Genomic DNA, 18750 nt, shown 5'->3' on the forward strand with positions numbered 1-18750 from the left:
CTGGATTGAGAGTTGGCTTGAGCTTCTACTGTTTTTCCGGCGCTTCCGAAGGTTTGGCCGTGCCGGTTCCGCCGACTTCGCTGGCTTCCTTATAGTAGAGATTCTTCAGACGGCTGAAGGCGCCCCATAAGGTCGTATCCATGACGGTATGGTTACCGATTGAAACGATGACGCGGGCCAGTTCGGGTATGTGGTTTCTGGTGGACAGCATGTACACGGGCTGTACATACAGCACGGTGTTGCCCATTGGCAGGATCACCATGCGGCCCAAGGCAATCCTTGAGCCACGCTGATCCCATAACGTGAATTGAGCGGCAATTTCAGGGTTTTGGCTAATCAAGGCCTCAACCTGTGCCGGACCGTTGACCTGGACGTCCTTCAGAAATCTGTAGACGGTAATGCTGGGTTTATAGTCCAGACCGCAACCGATTGTATCGAGTATGCTGGCAACGCCGATCATGCTCAGATTGGTTCTGTTGATAGGCGTCATCGGATTGATCATGACAAATTCTTCCTTATGATTGCAGTGACCGAAATCCATGGTCTGATAGTACGGCAATACCTGCTCTTCACGGACATTGGCGAACTGCCAGGTCTCGGCTTGCTCGTAGAACAGCTCGGGACTGCGCTGGTGATATTTGGCAAAAATTTTCATCTGCGCATAGTAGAGATCGCGCGGATAACGCAAATGGGTGCGTAATACGGTTGGCATTTCGTCGATGTTTTTAAACAGGCTCGGATAGGCGCTGTTGTATGCCCTAATGAGGGCATCCGACGGGTCGGAAATATAATACGTCACCTCGCCGTCAAAGGCGTCGACAACGACTTTGACCGAATTGCGGATATAGTTGAAGTTCTGCGCACCGTCGAGAAAATCTTCGGCTGCCGGTTTGGAAACCGGATATCGATTGGATAAGGTATAGGCATCCTGTATCCAGAAAAACCGGTCCTTGCCTATAACCAGATAAGGGTCTTTGTCCAGATGCAGGAACGGCGTCAGCTTGGTGATACGCTCTGGCACATTGCGGCGCATCAGAATTTTGCTCTGATTGGTGATATTGGTGGAGAAAAATATTTTTTCGTCTTTGAAATAAAAGGCAAATAATGCCTTTCTGAACAGTGACGGAATCGGGATGCCGCCTTTACCTCTATATTCCGCTTCCACGCCCGGGTCAGTCAGGGAGCCAGAAATGCCGACGATATTCAACCTGTTAGGCACGATGGCATAGGTATAGTCTTCCTGTCCATAATAAATATCCGGGTATGCAACGCTTAAGCCGACCGGCGAATGCATATTCAAATCACGCATATACCAGACCAACGGTTTGGCGGCATCCTGTGCGGCCGGCGAAACGACGGCGCCGTAGCCGTGCGTGTAGCGCAAATGAATGTTTTCCCAGCTCTGTGCTTCAGGGGGCAGCTTTGAGGTATTGATCTCGCGCGCGCCGAGATTGACCTGCCGGGTGTGGTCAAGGATGAAATAGCGGTCTTCATCGACGTACGGAAAGCTGTAATAAGGTCTGATGCCCTGCAATTGACGGTAGGCGTCTATCAGCAGTTCGCGGTCCCAGACCGGAATGTTCTCGAAGAATTTCTGCGTGCTCCAGGTCTGAATGTCTTCAGTCGCATCGAGTTTGATCGGCAGCTCAACAACATCGATGTGTTTTAAATCATAGGCGTCCAGCGTTGCATCGATATTGTTCTGCATGAACGTTCTTTCAGTCCTGACCGGATTCGGATTGACAATGAATTTTTGCAAGGCAGCCGGAATCGCTTCAATTTTCGGAAACAATATAACCAGCAGAAAAGCGCCCGCCGAGATGAAAAACGGTGTTTTGATGCGGTGCTTTTCCGAGAAAATAAACAGGCTGGCCGTAATGGCGGTGGCCAGGAAGGTTATGATGCCGAGCCAGATAAACGGCAGCCTATAGCGGATTTCCACAAAGCCGGGGCCATAAAACACCGGTTCGTGCGTGTCGGTATAAAGCAGCGAGAATCGCTCCAGTAGGAAGCCCCAGATAACGAACAGCACGATGAAACCCATCAGAACGCCTAAATGAATCTTGGCGCCCAACGGAAATTCCTTACTCTGATGCGGCACAAAAACGTTCTCCAGCCAATACAGCACTCCCACCGAGATGAACAGTAAAGCAGCCGTTAGCAGCAGTTCCTTCTGAATCAGAATATAAATCGGATAGGACAGCATGTAAAAGCTGACGTCATTGCCGTAGACCGGTTCGTTCACGCCTGAATCGCTGCCGAAAAAATACAGCAGCGCGGTTTCCCACTGCTGATAGAACGGTATCGCGATAAGAATAGCCAACAGCAGTGAGATCAGCGTATAGATTCTTAACGAACCGCTCATGAACATATCCGCAAAGCGCTGGAAGCGCCGGCTTTTGTCTATGTTGTTAAAGATATCATCGGGCGGATTCAGGCCCAGATAGCGCGAAGCAATCCAGAAGTGGAAAAAGAAAATTGAAAAGAAAGCCAGCGTGACGCCGCCGGACAAAAAGAACCTGTAGAGCAGTCTTAACCAGAAGTAGGCCTCGAATTTTAATTCCCGGAACCACCAGAAATCGACGATCAGATCGAGAAAGATGAAATAAAAGGCGGCATACAGAATGCCGATGACGACCAATGCCACTCCTAGTGAGGCGAGTAAAAGCTTCCAGTTCCGCATAGTGTCCTCTTTTTTATTGATTATGCTTTTGACGATGCTTGATTTGCAGACATTGGATAGTATCCATGCCTGCATGAATGGCTTTATTCTAGCACCCAATACGGGTTCGTAGCGATTCAGGCGTGTATTTATTGCCTGCTTTTCGGCGCCTTGTAGCCTTTGGGTCTGATGGCGATGCGGGCTCTGATTTCGGTGCATAAAGCCCCGTCGCTCTGATAAAAAGCGTAAGTAAATTCAGGCGTGCTGCGGCCTTTGCGTTCGAGTTCCTGGCGGATTTGATGCTCCTGATCGGCTGACAGGCTGAAGCGCAGTTCCAGGTCGGTGCGGCCTTCATGTCTGAAGTCCAGATGCAGGGAACGGGTCCAGACGGAATAGCCGGGAAACAGCTTGGCGCAGGACATGGCGGCAATCGGATCGGCCAGGCAGGCCTGAAAGCCGCCAAACAGACTGCCGCCTGCATTGGTGGCGATCCAGCTGTGCCGCAGCAGAATTCTCACCGTACGCCAGCACGGCGAGATTTCCAGCACTTTCAGGCGCATCAGCCAGAAGCCCGGATACCATTCTATGCGTTGCTTGTCGGTCAGCCAGCGGCTGTTCCAGATGAGGCGGCGCAGGTTCATGACGGGAGTTTTGGAAAGGATGTGCTAGTCGGCAAAGACACGAGTCAGACAACTCGCGTCTTTGCCGTGGAAGCGTTTAAGCCAGGCTTTTGCTGGCTACTTCATAAACATCCTTGGAAATGGCTTCGGTGCTCATGATTCTTTCGATCTGGGCTTTCATGAGCGCCTGACGGCTTCCGTCAAAGCGCCGCCATTGCGTTAAGGCGCCTAGCATGCGTGATGCCACCTGCGGGTTTATTGTATTTAGCGCGATGATCTGATCGGCAAGGAATCGATAGCCCTGGCCGTTGGCGGCATGGAAATGCAGAGGATTGGCCTGGCTGAAGGCGCCGATCAGGGACCTGACGCGGTTCGGATTTTTCAGATCGAAGGCGTCATGGGCCATCAAGGCCTGAACCGTGGCAAAGGTGCCGGGCATGGGGCTGGATGCCTGCAGCGCGAACCATTTATCGATCACCAGCGCCTCGTCCTGCCATTGCCGGTAAAAATCCGCGAGACACTGTTCAGTGGCCGGATGCGGGTTGTTAACAATGGCTGCTAACGCGGCCATCTGGTCGGTCATGTTACGGGCGGTCTTGAACTGCTGCTCGGTCCAGTTTTGAATGTCGGCATTTTCAAGCTTGCTCAAATAGCCCAGGCAGGTGTTTTTGATGCGTCGGCGGCCTATGGCGCCGGCATCGAATTGGCCCGACTCGTCGCGATGATTGGCCTGGTATAGCGTCTGGAACTGTGCCTGCAACTGCTGCGCCAGCGTCCGCTTGACAAATTCCCGCGCCTTGTGGATGGTCTCCACATCGACCACTTGCATTTGTTCGGCCAGATAAGTTTCCGACGGAAGGTCCAGCAACAGGGAAAAATAGGACAAATCATCCCAGGGCTGCTCCAGCACCCGTCTGAAAGCCTCGACGATAATCGGGTCAAGGCGCAGGTCACGGCCGTTTTGGCTGTCTTCAATGAGTCTGGCAATAGTGATGCCTGCCAGTTGCTGCCCGGCTTCCCAGCGGTTGAAGGTGTCGCTGTCGTGGCTTAATAAAAATGCCAGCTCTTCAAGGCTATAGTCCATAGCCAGCTTGACGGGCGCTGAGAAACCTCTCAGCATCGAGACGACAGGTTGCTGCGCCAGACCCTCGAATGTGAACGACTGTTCTGCTTCGGTAACAGATAAAATCAGTTCATCGCTGCTTTGATCGCTGCCTTTCAGTCGGCACGGCGCAACAGAGCCATCCCGATTGATCAGACCGACTTTGACAGGAATATGCAGTGGTTTTTTTACCGGCTGGCCCGGTGTCGGCGGAGAGCTTTGAGCGATAGTCAACGTCAGCTTTTGCTCGGCCGGCTCATAGTGCTGCCGTACCGACAATACCGGCGTGCCGGCCTGGGAATACCAGCGCCGGAACTGGGCCAGATCAATGCCATTGGCATCCTCCATGGCGCTGACGAAATCATCGCAGGTCACGGCCTGGCCGTCATGGCGTTCAAAATACAAATCGCTGCCTTTTCTGAAACCTTCCGCACCCAGGAGGGTGTGAATCATACGCACGACTTCGGCGCCTTTTTCATACACGGTCAGGGTATAGAAATTGTTGATTTCTATATAGGAGTCAGGACGAATCGGATGCGCCAACGGGCCCGCATCCTCGGCAAACTGGCGCGTGCGCAGCATGTTGACATCCTCGATGCGCTTGACGGCCTTGGAGGTCCGGTCGCCGGTAAATTCCTGGTCGCGGAACACCGTGAAGCCTTCCTTCAGGCTGAGCTGGAACCAGTCCCTGCAGGTGATGCGGTTGCCGGTCCAGTTGTGAAAATATTCATGGCCGATGACGCCTTCGATATGCTCGTAATCGGCGTCGGTGGCCGTGTCGGGGCGCGCCAGCACATATTTGGTGTTGAACACGTTGAGACCCTTGTTTTCCATCGCGCCCATGTTGAAGTGGCTGACCGCGACGATCATGTATAAGTCCAGATCGTACTCGCGGCCGTAGACTTCTTCGTCCCAGCGCATCGCGTTTTTCAGCGATTCCAGCGCGTGATCGCATTTATCCAGGTCATGCTGTTCGACAAAGACTTGCAGGCTGATGTCCCGGCCCGATTGCGTGGTAAAGCGGCCTTCGACGCAATGCAGCCGGCCTGCGACCAGCGCGAACAAATAGCAGGGTTTGTCGAACGGATCTTCCCAGGTGACCCAATGGCGATTTTCGGATAATTCCCCATGGCCGACCCTATTGCCGTTCGACAACAGCACCGGATAACGGCTTTTGTCGGCGATGATGGTGGTTGTGAACCGCGCCATGACATCGGGACGGTCGAGATAGTAGGTGATTTTCCTGAAGCCTTCCGCTTCGCATTGCGTGCACAGCATGCCGTTGGAAAGGTATAGGCCTTCCAGCGCAGTATTGGCTTTGGGATTAATCAGGTTCTCGATGGTCAGCACAAAGCGTTGATGCTGTGGTACTTCATTGATGATCAGGGCGTCGGCTGTCTGCTGGTAGTCGGCCGCGGTTAAATTATCACCGTCATTCAGATTGACGCGCAGCAGTCTCAGGTTTTCACCCGATAAAGTCAGGGATTTGGCGGAGGACTGGCTAGCCGGGTTACGGCTCATGGTAAGCCGGGAGATGACCTGGGTGTTTTCGTCGTCGAGCGTGAAGTTTAATTCAACGCTGTGGATCAGATATTCAGGAGCAGTGTAATCTTTTAAATAGATGGTTTGTGGATTGGCATCACGCATAGTGTTATTCGGGAATATTTGTTGATTAAAGTCAGGATTGGGTTTTGACAGCAAAAATGGCGATAAGTAACCATGCGCTTAAAAAAGCAACGCCGCCTATCGGCGTAATCATGCCCAACCATTTCAGATTGAAGATGGTCAGCAGGTAAAGGCTGCCGGAAAACAGCAGTGTGCCGGCGAACATGAGCCAGCCGGCCCAGTGCACCAGTGCCGACTCGGACGCCTGCGGTATGAAGGCGATAGCGATCAGCCCCAGCGCGTGCCACATCTGGTAGCTGACTGCGGTTTTGTAGACCTCGAGCATGTCGGAGCTCAGGACGGTTTTTAAGGCGTGCGCGCCAAACGCGCCCATGCTGACGCCTAAAAAGGCGCTGATTGCGCCAAGACATAAAAATAGCGAGTTCATATTATTTTTCCATCAGTCTGGGCATGAGCTGGACGAGATTGCACGGACGGGTCCGGTAATCGAGCTGCTCCTTGATTAAGTCATCCCAGGCTGTGCGGCATGCGCCTGATGAGCCCGGCAGGCAAAAAACATAGGTCGCATTGGCGACGCCGGCGATTGCCCTGGATTGAATCGTCGAGGTTTTAATATCCTTATACGACAGCATCCTGAAGATTTCGCCGAAACCGTCCAGCACCTTGTCCAGTAAAGGCCCGACCGCTTCCGGGGTGCCGTCCCGGCCCGTCACGCCGGTGCCGCCCGTGGTCAGGATGGCGTTAATGCCTTCGTCGGCAATCCATGCCGAAACAGCGGCCCGGATCTGGTAAATATTATCGGGCACTATTTTCTTTTCGATGACCTGGTGTCCTGCATCCTGAGCACGTTCCACCAGGGTTTTGCCGGAAATATCGTTGCTATCGGTACGGGTGTCCGAAACCACCAGTACGGCAATATTTAACGGGATAAATTGTTTTTCAGTCGTCATAATCTAGAAAATAAGGGCGACCAGTCGATCGCTCAGGCAATGCACGATTCATTTTGTGCATGGCAAAAAAGGGCGGCCAACCGGCCGCCCTCGATGAGGGTTTAACCTTATATTACTGCAATACAAGAAAGAAAGCTTCCGCTCCGCGCTGAATATTGATCAGCAGAGGACCGTTCGGGCTGACCACTTGGGCCAATTCGTCAAGATTATGAATGCGATAGCGGTTTGCCGTCACAATCACATCGCCGGGGCGCAAGCCTGCGCGCCACGCTTTTGATGACGTGTCGATTTTTTCGATTAAAACCCCTTCAACCTGATCTTTTTGCGTGGCGCTTAACACAGTGCCCTGCAGTGTCGGATGCAGCTTGTTGCCGGCCAGTTGCGGCCGTTGCGGCTTGCCGATCGTGGCTGTCGTTTCCCTTTTCTCACTGCCGCGGAAGTATTGTATGTCCACTTTGTCGCCGATCTGCATCAGGCCTATGATATTGCGAATGTCATGGCTGTTTTTAACAGCTCGGTCGTTCACGGACACGATAATGTCACCCGGTTCCAGGCCGGCTCTGGCGGCCGGTGAGTTGTTTTCGACCCGGCTGATCACGGCGCCGTTTTTGCTTTCAAGATTAAACGCCTTGACCAGTTCGGCGCTAAGATCCTGGGTTGTCACGCCCAGCAAGCCGCGTCTGACTTCGCCGTGTTTGACCAGAGATTCCTTGATCGTCATGACCATATTGGCCGGGATGGCAAAGCCGATGCCGACGTTGCCGCCAGTGGGCGCCAGAATGGCTGTATTCATGCCGACAAATTCGCCGCGCAGATTAACCAGTGCGCCGCCTGAATTGCCGGGGTTGATGGAAGCATCGGTCTGGATGAAGTCCTCATAACCTTCTATGCCCAGGCCTGATCGGCCCAAGGCGCTGATAATGCCTGACGTGACGGTTTGTCCCAGGCCGAACGGATTGCCGATAGCCACGACGAAATCGCCGACTTTGAGCAGGCTGGAATCGGCAATGGGCAGCTCGGTTAGATTATCGGCCGGAATCTGGATAACGGCGACATCGGCCTCCGGGTCGGTGCCTATTAGTTCGGCATTGAGTTGACGGCCGTCGTTCAGGGTCACCATGATTTTATCGGCTTTGTCGATGACGTGATTATTGGTGAGCACGAAGCCGTGTTCGCTGTCGATGATAACGCCGGAACCCAGGCTGTTCTTTTGCTGCTGCCGTGGTGGCTGATTGGGCAATTGAAAAAAATGGCGGAAAAACGGATCCTGCATTAGCGGGTTTTCCCTGATCTGGATATTGGTCGACGTAGAGATATTGACCACGGCCGGCATGCTGCGCTCAAGCATCGGCGCCAATGACGGCAATGCTTGTCCTTCCGCGTAAGCCGGCAATACGGCATGCGTGACCGAGGGTGCTGTAAGGTAAACGGGCAAAAGAGTCATTAATAACAACTGTTTTACTAATTTATTATTCATCATGAATTTCCGGGAATGGGTTAATCGTGTGCCATAGACAATATGGGTTCAAAAATGTTTAATACAAGGCTGAGTTGTTCATTCATAATAAATTAACTGATGAATGTTTTGGCGAAAAATGGGAAGTGCTTTTTCTGATTTTGAGAATCGGTTCATTTTTTGGAAAGCGTGTACCTGTTAGAATCAGGACTGGCAAGTCAAACGTGAAAAATGGACTATTCTTCAATATGAATCCCGCTTAAAGATATTCTGATGGCTATAGATGTCAATTCCGAAGATGGACTGATTATTCGCAAGCTGATTCCATTGGGCACATTGCCGGGCGCTCAATTCAATGCCTTATGCGAAAATACGGTCATCGAAGGAACTCGGGGCGGGACATTATTTAAAAAAGGAGACACGGATCCGCGTCTCATTTATCTATTAAGCGGTGAAGTTACGCTTCAGGCGGAAGGGCTCATCATAGAAGTGATTGCCGCCGAGAGCGAAGCCGCCAGATTCGCGTTGGCTCACCAGATCCCGAGGAAAATCGATGCCGTCGCGAATGGCGTCGTGCGTTTTCTGCGACTGGATGCCGATACCGTTAATAATCCGACGCCCTTGGACTACAAAGAGGACAATAGTTATATGGTCATTGAAGAACCTGAAGATGATCCAAATGATTGGATGACAGCATTATTGAAATCACCTGTTTTTCAGCGCCTGCCGCCTGCCAATCTGCAAAAAATCCTGATCACGCTGGAAGAGGTCTGTGTTGACGAAGGCGAAACCATTATCAGTCAGGGTGATGTTGGTGATTACTATTATCTGATAAAAAGCGGTTACTGCCTGGTATCGCGCAAGCCTTCGCCCAATGCGAGAGATATTAAACTGGCGCAACTAGGCAAAGGCGAGGCTTTCGGAGAAGATGCGCTGCTTTCCGGCGCGCCAAGAAACGTTACCATAACAGCACTGACGAATATGGTTTTGCTGCGTCTGGATGAGCAGCACTTTTCGTCCTTGATCAAAGAGCCTTCGCTGAAATTTATTGATCAGGCGCAGATGCAGGAAGTCTTGAGCCAGGGCGCAATCCTGCTGGATGTTCGTTCCCAGGATGACTATAAAGCCGGACATTTGCCTGGCACCATCAATGCCCCCTTTTTCTCATTAAGAATGCAGCTTAAAACCCTCAACCGCGAACAGCCTGTCGTTGTGGTTTGCGACAATGGCAAGGTCAGTGAGGCGGCTGCTTTTTTATTGCTCAGGCACAGGTTTAATGCCCTGATTTTGAAAGGCGGCATGAATGGCGCTGCAGCGAAGCCCGAAGTGAAAAAAGTGCCGGAATCGGAACATGAAACAGCACATTTCGTTATAGATGATGGTATTGAGACGCTGATCAGTTCCGTAGACGAGCCTCATCCGCAAGATAAGCAGGAACAGTCTGATCAGATATTATCCGCGGCAGACAGTGGTGCTCTGGAAGATCAACTCAGGCTTATGAAGTCGGAGAATGAAGCGCTCAGAAGAGCAAATCTTCAGCTCAACGATAAATGCCTGAAACTGGAGGTTGGGAAGGAGGAGGTTTTAAGGCAATACCGTATCCTGCAAAAGCAGATGGAAAAGCTGACGCAGATGCTGGATAAAGCTAAAGGTGATCAGGGCGTCCTCTAGGAAGCTAGCAAAACCACAGTTGGAGCCAACTGTGGTCAGCCAGGCGACTTAAAAGAAGTTGGCAAACCAACTATTACTTGATTTTGGCTTCTTTGTAGATAACGTGCTTGCGAACAACGGGATCAAATTTTTTGATCTCCATTTTTTCAGGCATTGTACGTTTGTTTTTAGTCGTGGTATAGAAGTGGCCAGTGCCTTCAGTAGAAACCAGTTTGATTTTATCGCGCATTTTCTATCCCCTTAAGAATTTTCGCCGCGTTTACGCAAATCAGCCAGAACAGCGTCAATGCCTTTTTTATCGATGACACGCATGCCTTTAGCAGAAACTCTGAGACGAACCCAGCGGTTTTCGCTTTCCACCCAGAATCTGTGGTGTTGCAAGTTCGGGCTGAAGCGTCTTTTGGTTTTATTGTTGGCGTGCGATACGTTATTTCCGGTAACGGGGCGTTTGCCTGTTACTTGACATACTCTGGACATGATTAACCTCTTAGTGTGCCTTTAAATTCAAAAGTTAGCCGAGCTTTATACCAAAAAATCTTTTCAAGGTAAACAACAATCGATAAAATGACACCCATAAAACCATCCACTATTCGTTTTTCAAGTAATCACAACAGGACCCTCATGCCTATTAAGCTCGGCATGGTCATGGATTCCATCGGCCATATCAACATAAAAAAAGACACCAGTTTTGCCATGTTGCTTGAAGCCCAGTCTAGAGGCTGGGAACTGCATTATATGGAACTCAACGATCTGTACCTGAGAGACGGCAGAGCCTATGCCAGGACGCGGACGCTGACCGTTCAGCGCGACGAAAAACAGTGGTATCAGTTCCTGGCGGAGCAGGATATTGCTCTGGATATGCTGGACGTGATCCTGATGCGCAAAGATCCGCCTTTCGATCAGGAATACATCTATGCGACTTATCTCCTGGAACGCGCGGAAAGCATGGGGGTTTATGTCGTCAACAAGCCGCAGTCGCTGCGCGATGCCAATGAGAAGCTGTTTACGGCCTGGTTTCCGCAATGCTGCGCGCCGACCTTGGTGGCGAGGGAGCCTGCCAGAATCCGGCATTTCCTGCAGGAACACGGAGAAATCATTCTAAAGCCGCTGGACGGTATGGGCGGGACTTCAATTTTTCATTTGCGTCAGAATGACCCCAATCTCAGCGTGATTCTGGAAACCATGACACAATACAACAGCCGCTATGTGATGGCGCAGAAATATCTGCCGGAAATCAAAGACGGCGATAAGCGTATTCTGCTGGTTAACGGCGAGGCCGTGCCTTACGCGCTGGCGCGCATCCCCGCCCAGGGCGAGACGCGCGGCAATCTGGCGGCCGGCGGCACTGCCGAAGGGCGCAAATTGACGGACAGGGACTTGTGGATTGCCAACCAGGTCGGGCCGACCCTGCGGGAAAAAGGCCTCGTTTTTGCCGGCATCGATGTGATCGGCGATACGCTGACTGAAATCAATGTCACCAGCCCAACTTGCGTGCAGGAACTGGACCGGCAGTTTGGGCTTAATATTTCCGGTCTGTTGATGGACCATATTGAAAGTAATATTCAACGATGAATGCTGTAGCCATGTTCGATCCTCCTCCATCCCTGTCGAATAATGATTCATTATTGATTACGCTGTTTTCGGCGTCTGTCGTGCATATCGTGCTTATTTTAGGGATTAACTTCAGCATGCCGAAACCGGAGAAAGTCCACCGGTCCATCGATATCGTTCTGGTCAACGCGCCGGCGAAAAAGGCTCCCAAAGAGGCAAAGTTTCTGGCGCAGGAAAATCAGATAGGTGCCGGTGAAGAAACCCGGAAGCCGGAGCCGCCCAAGCAGCAATTGCCCAGCCAGGGGGCGAACGAAGCCCAGCCGGTCGCCAAAAAGACAACAGAGGTCAAAAGCAAGCCCAAGGCGGTGGAAAAAGTCGTCGTGCAAAAGATCGCCGAACAAAAAGTGGTTGCAGTCAGCAAACCGGAGGATGGCAAACATGAACAGCAACCGCGTCCGCATTTGTCGGCCGAAGCCCTGCAACAACAGATTGCTCAATTAGGCGCCGAAATAAGGCTTAAACAGGAAAGCGCAGATAATGCAGGGATAAAATTTGTCAACCAATTGAGCGCCCACAAAGCGATCGGCATGCAATACATGAAGGACTGGGAAAGCAAAGTGGAACGGACCGGCAATCTCAACTACCCGGAAGTCGCGGCCAAGAAAAACTTCTCGGCGACATTGACGATGGATGTCGGTATCAGCGCCGACGGCAGTATCTTCAGCATACGCATCAACAGATCCTCGGGCAATCCCGCACTTGATGAGGCTGCCAAAAACATTGTCAAAATGAGTGCGCCTTTTCCGCCATTGCCGGCGGAAGTGCTCAAAGAGACCAAAGTATTGGTGATTCCCAGAGTCTGGAAGTTTTCCGATGAATCCGGCATGACTTCGCAATAAATATTTGCAGAGCCAACCATAACCCCTGATACTACGGTTCATGAACGGAGTAACTTATTTAACCAATCAATTCATTATCGCCATGCCCAATTTGGCGGATCCCAACTTTTTTCATACCGTGACCTACTTGTGTCAGCATAATGAAGAGGGCGCTTTGGGGATCGTCATCAACCGGCCAGCGGATATGAAACTGGACGAGATTTTTAAGCAGATGCAAATCCGCGTCACGTCCGAGGCAGCGGTTGATGCACCTGTTTTCATCGGAGGTCCGGTACAGCTGGAGCGCGGTTTTGTGATCCATAGCCCCTGTGGCGACTGGGATTCGAGCATGGCGGTGTCCGACTCCATTTCCCTGACAACTTCGCGCGACATACTGGAAGCCATCGCAGTTGGCGAAGGCCCTGAACAGTACCTGGTCGCTTTAGGCTATGCAGGCTGGGGGGAAGGCCAGCTGGAAAGCGAAATGATAAACAACGCCTGGCTGAATACGCCTTGCGGCAAAGCCGTTTTATTCGATACGCCGATTGAGCAGCGCTGGAGCGCCGCAGCCAGCCAGATCGGCATCAATATCAATTTGTTGACGACACCGGCTGGGCATGGCTAAACAAGACCCGCTGTTAGCGAAAGCGGCGTCCGACACCTATCTGGGCTTTGATTTCGGCAATAAGAAGATCGGAGTCGCCGTCGGGCAAACGACCACAGGGACGGCAAGTCCACTGCAAACCATCCGCTCCATCAACCAAACGCCCAATTGGGATGTCATCGGCAAACTGATACAGCAATGGCGGCCCGCCGGGCTCGTGGTCGGCGTTTCCAGGCAGGCCGATGGCTCAGATAATCCTGTCACGCCGCGCATGCTAAAATTTTGCCGGCAGTTGGAAGGGCGTTACCACCTGCCTGTTTACCAACAGGATGAAAGCTTGTCGACATTCGAAGCCAAACAGATGCTGTTCGATGAAGTCGGCGTCAATGCGGCCAAGCTCTGGGAAGTGCAGGATCAACTGGCCGCCCAGCTTATCCTGCAAACCTGGCTTAATGACCATAAATAGTAAAACATGACTACGCACAATCTGGAAATTCCCACATTACTGAATAAACTGGAAGCCGAGCTGAAAAGCGTTATTGTCGAACGTCGGCTTGAGAATCCCTTGATGATCGGTATTCGTACCGGCGGCGTTTGGGTTGCCGAACACATGCACCAGCGCCTGCAGTTGAGCGAGCCGCTGGGGCTGCTGGACATCTCGTTTTATCGCGATGATTTTTCGCAAATCGGCGTCAACCCGAACATCAAGCCCAGCCAGCTTCCGCCCAATATCGAAGGCCGCGATATTATCCTGGTCGATGATGTGTTTTATACCGGACGCACGATCCGCGCCGCGCTGAATGAAATTTTCGACTACGGCCGGCCTAACCAGGTGGTTCTGGCCGTGCTGATAGAGCGCGACGGCCGGCAGATTCCGCTCAGCCCCGATTGCGCCGGCGCCGTTATTACGCTCAATGCCAATGAGCGCATCAAACTGACCGGCCCCGAACCTCTGGCGATTCATGTGCAAACGATTGAGGAAGCCGCATAATATTTATGGCTGATAATCTACAGTTAAACTCGGAAGGAAAGCTCAAGCACTTCCTGACCATTGAAGGGCTGGACAAAAGCCTGCTGACGGAAATTCTCGACACCGCCGAGTCCTTTGCCGGCATGTCCGAGCAACAAGTCAAAAAAGTCCCGCTGCTGCGCGGCAAGACCATCGTCAATCTGTTCTTTGAAAACAGCACGCGCACGCGCACGACATTCGAACTGGCTGCCACGCGCCTGTCCGCCGACGTTCTGAGCATGAACATCGCCACATCAGCGACCTCGAAAGGCGAAAGCCTGCTCGACACCATTCGCAACCTGGAATCGATGTTCGTGGATATGTTTGTCGTGCGCCATGCCATCAGCGGCGCGGCCCACTTTATCGCCCAGCACACGGCGCCGCACATCAGCGTGATCAATGCCGGCGACGGCCAGCACGCGCATCCGACCCAGGCCATGCTGGACATGTTCACGATACGCCAGATCAAACAGGATTTCTCACATCTGCGCGTGGCGATTATCGGCGATATTCTGCATTCACGGGTCGCGCGCTCGCAGATTCTGGCATTGAACACCCTGGGCGCGGCCGAAGTCCGCGTCATCGCCCCCAAAACGCTGCTGCCCGCGCATGTGGAGACGCTCGGCGTGACCGTGTCGCATAACTTAAACGAAGGCCTGAAAGATATCGATGTCATCATCATGCTGCGCCTGCAGAAAGAACGCATGACCTCGGCGCTGTTGCCCAGCGAAAGCGAGTATTTCAAATGCTTCGGACTGACCGAAGACAAGCTGAAAATCGCCAAGCCCGACGCTATCGTCATGCATCCCGGGCCGATCAATCGCGGCGTTGAAATTGATTCCAAAGTGGCCGACGGCCCGCAGTCCGTGATTCTGAAGCAGGTCAGCAACGGCATCGCCGTGCGCATGGCGGTCATGTCCATGGCCATGCAAAGACAGGGGGGCTTATCATGAGCCGCATACAAATCAGTCAGGGACGCATCATCGATCCCGCCAACAAAATTGACCATATCGGTTCCGTCTATATCGCTAACGGCAAGATCGTCTCCGTGCTCAACGAACCGGACGGCTTCAAGCCCGACCGGATTATTGATGCTCGCAATCAGATCATTTGCCCTGGCTTCATAGACCTGAGCACGCGCCTGCGCGAGCCGGGGCAAAGCCGCAAGGCGACTTTCGCCAGCGAAACGGTGGCCGCTGCCAGTGCCGGTGTGACGACCCTATGCCTTCAGCCCGATACCGTGCCGGTCATCGATACGCCGGCCGTCGCCGAACTGGTCAAGGACATCGCCGAAAAAGCCGGCTATGCGCAAATCTATCCGATTGCAGCGCTGAGCCAGAAACTGGAGGGCACCGAACTGAGCAACATGCTGGCGCTGAAACAGTCCGGCTGCATCGCGGTCGGCAATGCCAATCAGCCAGTCAGGAATCTGCTGATTCTGCGCCGCGCCATGGAATACGCAGCCAGTCATGACCTGCTGCTGATGTTCCGGCCCAACGATTATTGGCTGGGCAATAATGGTTGCGCACATGAGGGCGCGTTCGCGACACGTTACGGGTTGCCGAGCATACCGGAAGCGGCCGAAACCATCGCCCTGGCGCAATGCCTGGAGCTGGCCGAACTGACCGGCTGCCGCGTGCATTTCGGTCAGCTCAGCGGCAAGCGTTCGGTCATCAGAATCCATCAGGCGAAGAAATACGGTCTCGATGTTAGCGCCGACGTGGCCATGCATCAGCTGCATCTGACCGAAAACGACATCGCGCCGTTCGACAGCGCCTATCATGTCCTGCCGCCGCTGCGCACCGAAGAGGATAAGGAGTATCTGCGGCAAGGCCTGGCCGGCGGCACGATCAACAGCATCTGCTCCGACCACCAGCCGCATGATATCGACGCCAAGCTCGGCGCGTTTCCGGAAACCGAGCCGGGCATGTCGACGCTGGAAACGCTGCTGCCTTTGATGCTGAGCCTCGTCGCGCAGCGGGCCATCACGCTGACGCAGGGCATCGCGGCCCTGAGCGAGAAACCGGCGCAGATTCTGCGCCTGAGAAGCGGCGCGCTGACGCCGGGATTTTCCGCCGATATCTGCGTGTTTGATCCGGAACTGGCATGGCAGGTCAATCAGGACAACTGGAAAAGCCAGGGCGTCAACACGCCGTTCTGGGGCCAGACGCTGAAAGGTCGCGTGACGCATACCCTGCAGGGCGGTCGAATCATTCACGAACTGGCGCAGGGAGCCGGTCATGAGCAATAAGCTGACCGTTATCGGCGCGGCCCTGCTGATAGCGGGCTGCACAAGAGACTATATGCCTGAATCCGGCGCCAGCGGCGAGCAGATCTTCGCGTCTGCTTGCGCCGAATGTCACAGCACGGCTGTAAAAGACGTGCCGGGCATGCTGTTCACGCTGGATAGCGACAAGGCGACGCCGGCTTATATCGCCAATAAAGTCCATACCGGTTCGCTGATAATGCCGAAATTCCCCCATATTGAAGGTAGGGAAATGCGTGCGCTCAGCGGATATGTCCTGGACCACAGCCTGAAAGATTGAAGCGATGGATTGCTGGAAGAATCATTACGACGCCAGGGACATTATCGAGGATATGAAAGGCGACCAGTCCTGGCGCATCTTCAGAATCATCAGCGAATTTACCGAGGGCTTCGACAAACTGTCCGGCCTGTGCGATGCCGTGTCGATTTTCGGCTCGGCGCGGCTGGGCCAGGACCATGCGTATTATCAAAAAACGGTCGAAGTCGCCGAACTGCTGGCGCAAAACGGTTTTGCGATCATCAGCGGCGGCGGTCCCGGCATCATGGAGGCGGCCAACAAGGGCGCTTACCTGCAAAAGCGCCACTCCATCGGCCTGAACATCAATCTGCCGATGGAGCAGAGGTCCAATCTTTATCAGAATGTCACGCTGGATTTTCGTTATTTTTTCGTGCGTAAAGTCATGTTCGTGCGCTATTCGATGGGTTATATCTGCATGCCCGGCGGCTTCGGCACGCTTGATGAGTTTTTTGAGGCGCTGACGCTGATGCAGACGCGTAAAATATATCCGATGCCTCTGGTATTGTTCGGCAGCGAGTTCTGGGCCGGCCTGATCGACTGGGTTGAAACGACGCTGATCAAGTATGAAACTATCTCTCCAAAAGATCTGGATTTAATCAAAGTCACTGATGACCCGCAGGAAGTGCTGCAGGTCATGGTCGAGCACCGGGAATGGAAAAACAGGCAACGTGCGCGGTCAATCAGGGAATCAAGACGTGAGGCTGAAGCGTTCAGCTAATACTCGATCTCGTCGCTCTCCAGCCCGGCTTGCTCGGTAATGCTCTTAGGAAACGGTTTTTTGACTTTAACGCCCAGGTCGACAAAACTGCTGGCCTGGCGAATCAGGTTGCCGTTGCCGCGCGTCAATTTATTCATGACGCTGTCATAGGTCGCGTTGACGGTGCTCAGCTGCCTGCCCAGTCTATCGAGATCGTCGACGAAACCGCGGATCTTGTCATAAAGGATGCCCGCTTTGTCGGCGATGGCCCGGGCATTCTCGTTCTGGCGCTCGTAGCGCCAGATATTCTCGATCGTGCGCAGGGTTGCCAGTAACGTGGTCGGTGTGATGATCACAATTTTGTGCTCAAGGGCATCGGTGAACAAGCGCTCGTCGGTCTGGACGGCGGCGATGAAGGCCGGCTCGATCGGCATGAACAGCAAGACGAAATCCAGCGACCGAAGCCCTTTCAGGCTGGCGTAGTCTTTCTGGCTCAAGCTCTTGATATGCTCGCGCACGGCTTCCGTGTGCTGCTTCAAAGCCTGCGTCCTGTCCTGGTCGTCTTCGCTGGAACAGTAGCGTTCATAGGCCAGCAGCGACACCTTGGAGTCGATGATGATGTCCTTGCCCTCAGGCAGGCGGATGATGACATCGGGCTTGAACAGCCGGTTGTCCTCGTCTCTGAACGCGCCTTGGGTCTCGTACTCGATGCCCTTGCGCAGCCCCGATTGCTCCAGCACCTTTTCCAGTATCATCTCGCCCCAGTTGCCCTGGGCTTTCTTGTCGCCTTTCAGGGCGCGCGTCAGGTTCAGGGCCTCCTGATTCATCTGCGCCGTGTCGCGCCGCAACGAGACGATTTCTTCGCGCAGGGAAATGCGGTCCTTGTTTTCATTATCGTAAACCGTTTCGATGCGCTGCTTGAACTCGCCCAGCTGCTCGCGCAGCGGCGTCACGATGTGATCTAGGCTGGCTTTGTTGTGTTCGGTAAACTGCCGGCTGCGTTCGTCGAAGATCTTGCCGGCCAGGTTCTCAAACTGGGTTTTCAGCCGGATTTCGGCATCCTGTAGTAGCGTCAGTTTCTCGGCCGCATGCTTGGCCTGTTCGTCCATGCGTGCTTGCAATTGGGCATTTTGGGTTTGGGCTTGAATCAGGAACTGCTGATACTGTTTTAATTCGGCTTCGCGGGCTGGCAACTGCTTTAATTTTTCTTCAGCGACAGCCAGATCGGTCGACAGCCGCCTAATAAGCGCTTTATTGCGGCCATTGAACAGGTGCATCAGTAATGCACCCGTCAAGGCGCCGATTAAGGCAGATGCCCAGGCGGGCATGCTATTGAGCAAATCCATATTACATCTCGGAT

The 18750-nt window shown here is 53.1% G+C and carries 19 protein-coding genes; 10 read left to right on the plus strand and 9 right to left on the minus strand.

The window, feature by feature from the left end; genetic code table 11:
- Positions 1-25: 25 nt before the first annotated feature.
- From METLU_RS0115190 to METLU_RS0115215, 6 genes are all read right to left on the minus strand, one after another.
- Complete coding sequence (locus METLU_RS0115190; protein ID WP_036243858.1) at positions 26-2683, minus strand: UPF0182 family protein; 2658 nt, start codon at positions 2681-2683, stop codon at positions 26-28.
- A gap of 128 nt (positions 2684-2811) precedes the next feature.
- On the minus strand, positions 2812-3303 hold the full coding sequence (locus METLU_RS0115195) for a PaaI family thioesterase (RefSeq protein WP_027158959.1): 492 nt from the start codon (positions 3301-3303) through the stop codon (positions 2812-2814).
- A 76-nt stretch (positions 3304-3379) separates the two neighbouring features.
- A complete protein-coding gene (gene pepN / locus METLU_RS0115200) occupies positions 3380-6031 on the minus strand; it encodes an aminopeptidase N (RefSeq protein WP_027158960.1) in 2652 nt (883 codons plus the stop codon).
- Between the two features lie 31 nt (positions 6032-6062).
- Positions 6063-6437: a DUF423 domain-containing protein gene (locus METLU_RS0115205; protein ID WP_027158961.1), complete on the minus strand. Its 375-nt coding sequence runs from the start codon at positions 6435-6437 to the stop codon at positions 6063-6065.
- Between the two features lies 1 nt (position 6438).
- Positions 6439-6960 carry a molybdenum cofactor biosynthesis protein B gene (gene moaB / locus METLU_RS0115210; protein WP_027158962.1) on the minus strand — a complete coding sequence of 174 codons (522 nt, stop codon included), beginning with the start codon at positions 6958-6960 and terminating at the stop codon, positions 6439-6441.
- A 112-nt stretch (positions 6961-7072) separates the two neighbouring features.
- Positions 7073-8437 (minus strand): DegQ family serine endoprotease, encoded by a 1365-nt coding sequence (locus METLU_RS0115215; RefSeq protein ID WP_027158963.1) that lies wholly within the window; start codon positions 8435-8437, stop codon positions 7073-7075.
- Positions 8438-8689: 252 nt separating this feature from the next.
- On the opposite strand from METLU_RS0115215, the gene METLU_RS0115220 reads away from it, so the two are divergent.
- Positions 8690-10087: a cyclic nucleotide-binding domain-containing protein gene (locus tag METLU_RS0115220; RefSeq protein ID WP_036243184.1), complete on the plus strand. Its 1398-nt coding sequence runs from the start codon at positions 8690-8692 to the stop codon at positions 10085-10087.
- A 73-nt stretch (positions 10088-10160) separates the two neighbouring features.
- On the opposite strand, the gene rpmG is transcribed toward METLU_RS0115220, so the two are convergent.
- Both rpmG and rpmB read right to left on the minus strand, forming a co-directional pair.
- On the minus strand, positions 10161-10316 hold the full coding sequence (rpmG, locus tag METLU_RS0115225; RefSeq protein WP_005370539.1) for a 50S ribosomal protein L33: 156 nt from the start codon (positions 10314-10316) through the stop codon (positions 10161-10163).
- A gap of 11 nt (positions 10317-10327) precedes the next feature.
- On the minus strand, positions 10328-10564 hold the full coding sequence (rpmB, locus tag METLU_RS0115230) for a 50S ribosomal protein L28 (RefSeq protein WP_027158965.1): 237 nt from the start codon (positions 10562-10564) through the stop codon (positions 10328-10330).
- Positions 10565-10708: 144 nt separating this feature from the next.
- On the opposite strand from rpmB, the gene gshB reads away from it, so the two are divergent.
- The 9 genes from gshB to METLU_RS0115275 are packed head-to-tail and all read left to right on the plus strand — an operon-like array spanning position 10709 to position 17411.
- Positions 10709-11659, plus strand: coding sequence for a glutathione synthase (gene gshB / locus METLU_RS0115235; protein WP_027158966.1), 951 nt, complete (start codon positions 10709-10711; stop codon positions 11657-11659).
- Positions 11660-11670: 11 nt separating this feature from the next.
- Positions 11671-12537 carry an energy transducer TonB gene (locus METLU_RS0115240; protein WP_231383623.1) on the plus strand — a complete coding sequence of 289 codons (867 nt, stop codon included), beginning with the start codon at positions 11671-11673 and terminating at the stop codon, positions 12535-12537.
- A 40-nt stretch (positions 12538-12577) separates the two neighbouring features.
- Positions 12578-13141, plus strand: a complete 564-nt coding sequence (locus METLU_RS0115245) for a YqgE/AlgH family protein (protein ID WP_027158968.1) — start codon at positions 12578-12580, stop codon at positions 13139-13141.
- Positions 13134-13586, plus strand: a complete 453-nt coding sequence (gene ruvX / locus METLU_RS0115250; RefSeq protein ID WP_027158969.1) for a Holliday junction resolvase RuvX — start codon at positions 13134-13136, stop codon at positions 13584-13586. Before METLU_RS0115245 ends, ruvX begins: the two co-directional genes overlap by 8 nt.
- Positions 13587-13592: 6 nt before the next feature.
- On the plus strand, positions 13593-14111 hold the full coding sequence (pyrR, locus tag METLU_RS0115255) for a bifunctional pyr operon transcriptional regulator/uracil phosphoribosyltransferase PyrR (RefSeq protein ID WP_027158970.1): 519 nt from the start codon (positions 13593-13595) through the stop codon (positions 14109-14111).
- A 5-nt stretch (positions 14112-14116) separates the two neighbouring features.
- A complete protein-coding gene (locus tag METLU_RS0115260; RefSeq protein ID WP_027158971.1) occupies positions 14117-15082 on the plus strand; it encodes an aspartate carbamoyltransferase catalytic subunit in 966 nt (321 codons plus the stop codon).
- Positions 15079-16380: a dihydroorotase gene (locus METLU_RS0115265; protein WP_027158972.1), complete on the plus strand. Its 1302-nt coding sequence runs from the start codon at positions 15079-15081 to the stop codon at positions 16378-16380. The genes METLU_RS0115260 and METLU_RS0115265 overlap by 4 nt, the downstream gene beginning before the upstream one ends.
- A complete protein-coding gene (locus tag METLU_RS0115270; RefSeq protein WP_027158973.1) occupies positions 16370-16675 on the plus strand; it encodes a c-type cytochrome in 306 nt (101 codons plus the stop codon). The genes METLU_RS0115265 and METLU_RS0115270 overlap by 11 nt, the downstream gene beginning before the upstream one ends.
- Positions 16676-16679: 4 nt before the next feature.
- Positions 16680-17411 (plus strand): LOG family protein, encoded by a 732-nt coding sequence (locus METLU_RS0115275; RefSeq protein WP_027158974.1) that lies wholly within the window; start codon positions 16680-16682, stop codon positions 17409-17411.
- Here METLU_RS0115275 and METLU_RS0115280 read toward each other — a convergent pair.
- A complete protein-coding gene (locus METLU_RS0115280) occupies positions 17408-18736 on the minus strand; it encodes a DNA recombination protein RmuC (RefSeq protein ID WP_027158975.1) in 1329 nt (442 codons plus the stop codon). The two genes, METLU_RS0115275 and METLU_RS0115280, sit on opposite strands and share 4 nt — an antisense overlap.
- Between the last annotated feature and the right edge of the window lie 14 nt (positions 18737-18750).

Source organism: Methylobacter luteus IMV-B-3098 (assembly GCF_000427625.1).
Lineage (GTDB): Bacteria > Pseudomonadota > Gammaproteobacteria > Methylococcales > Methylomonadaceae > Methylobacter > Methylobacter luteus.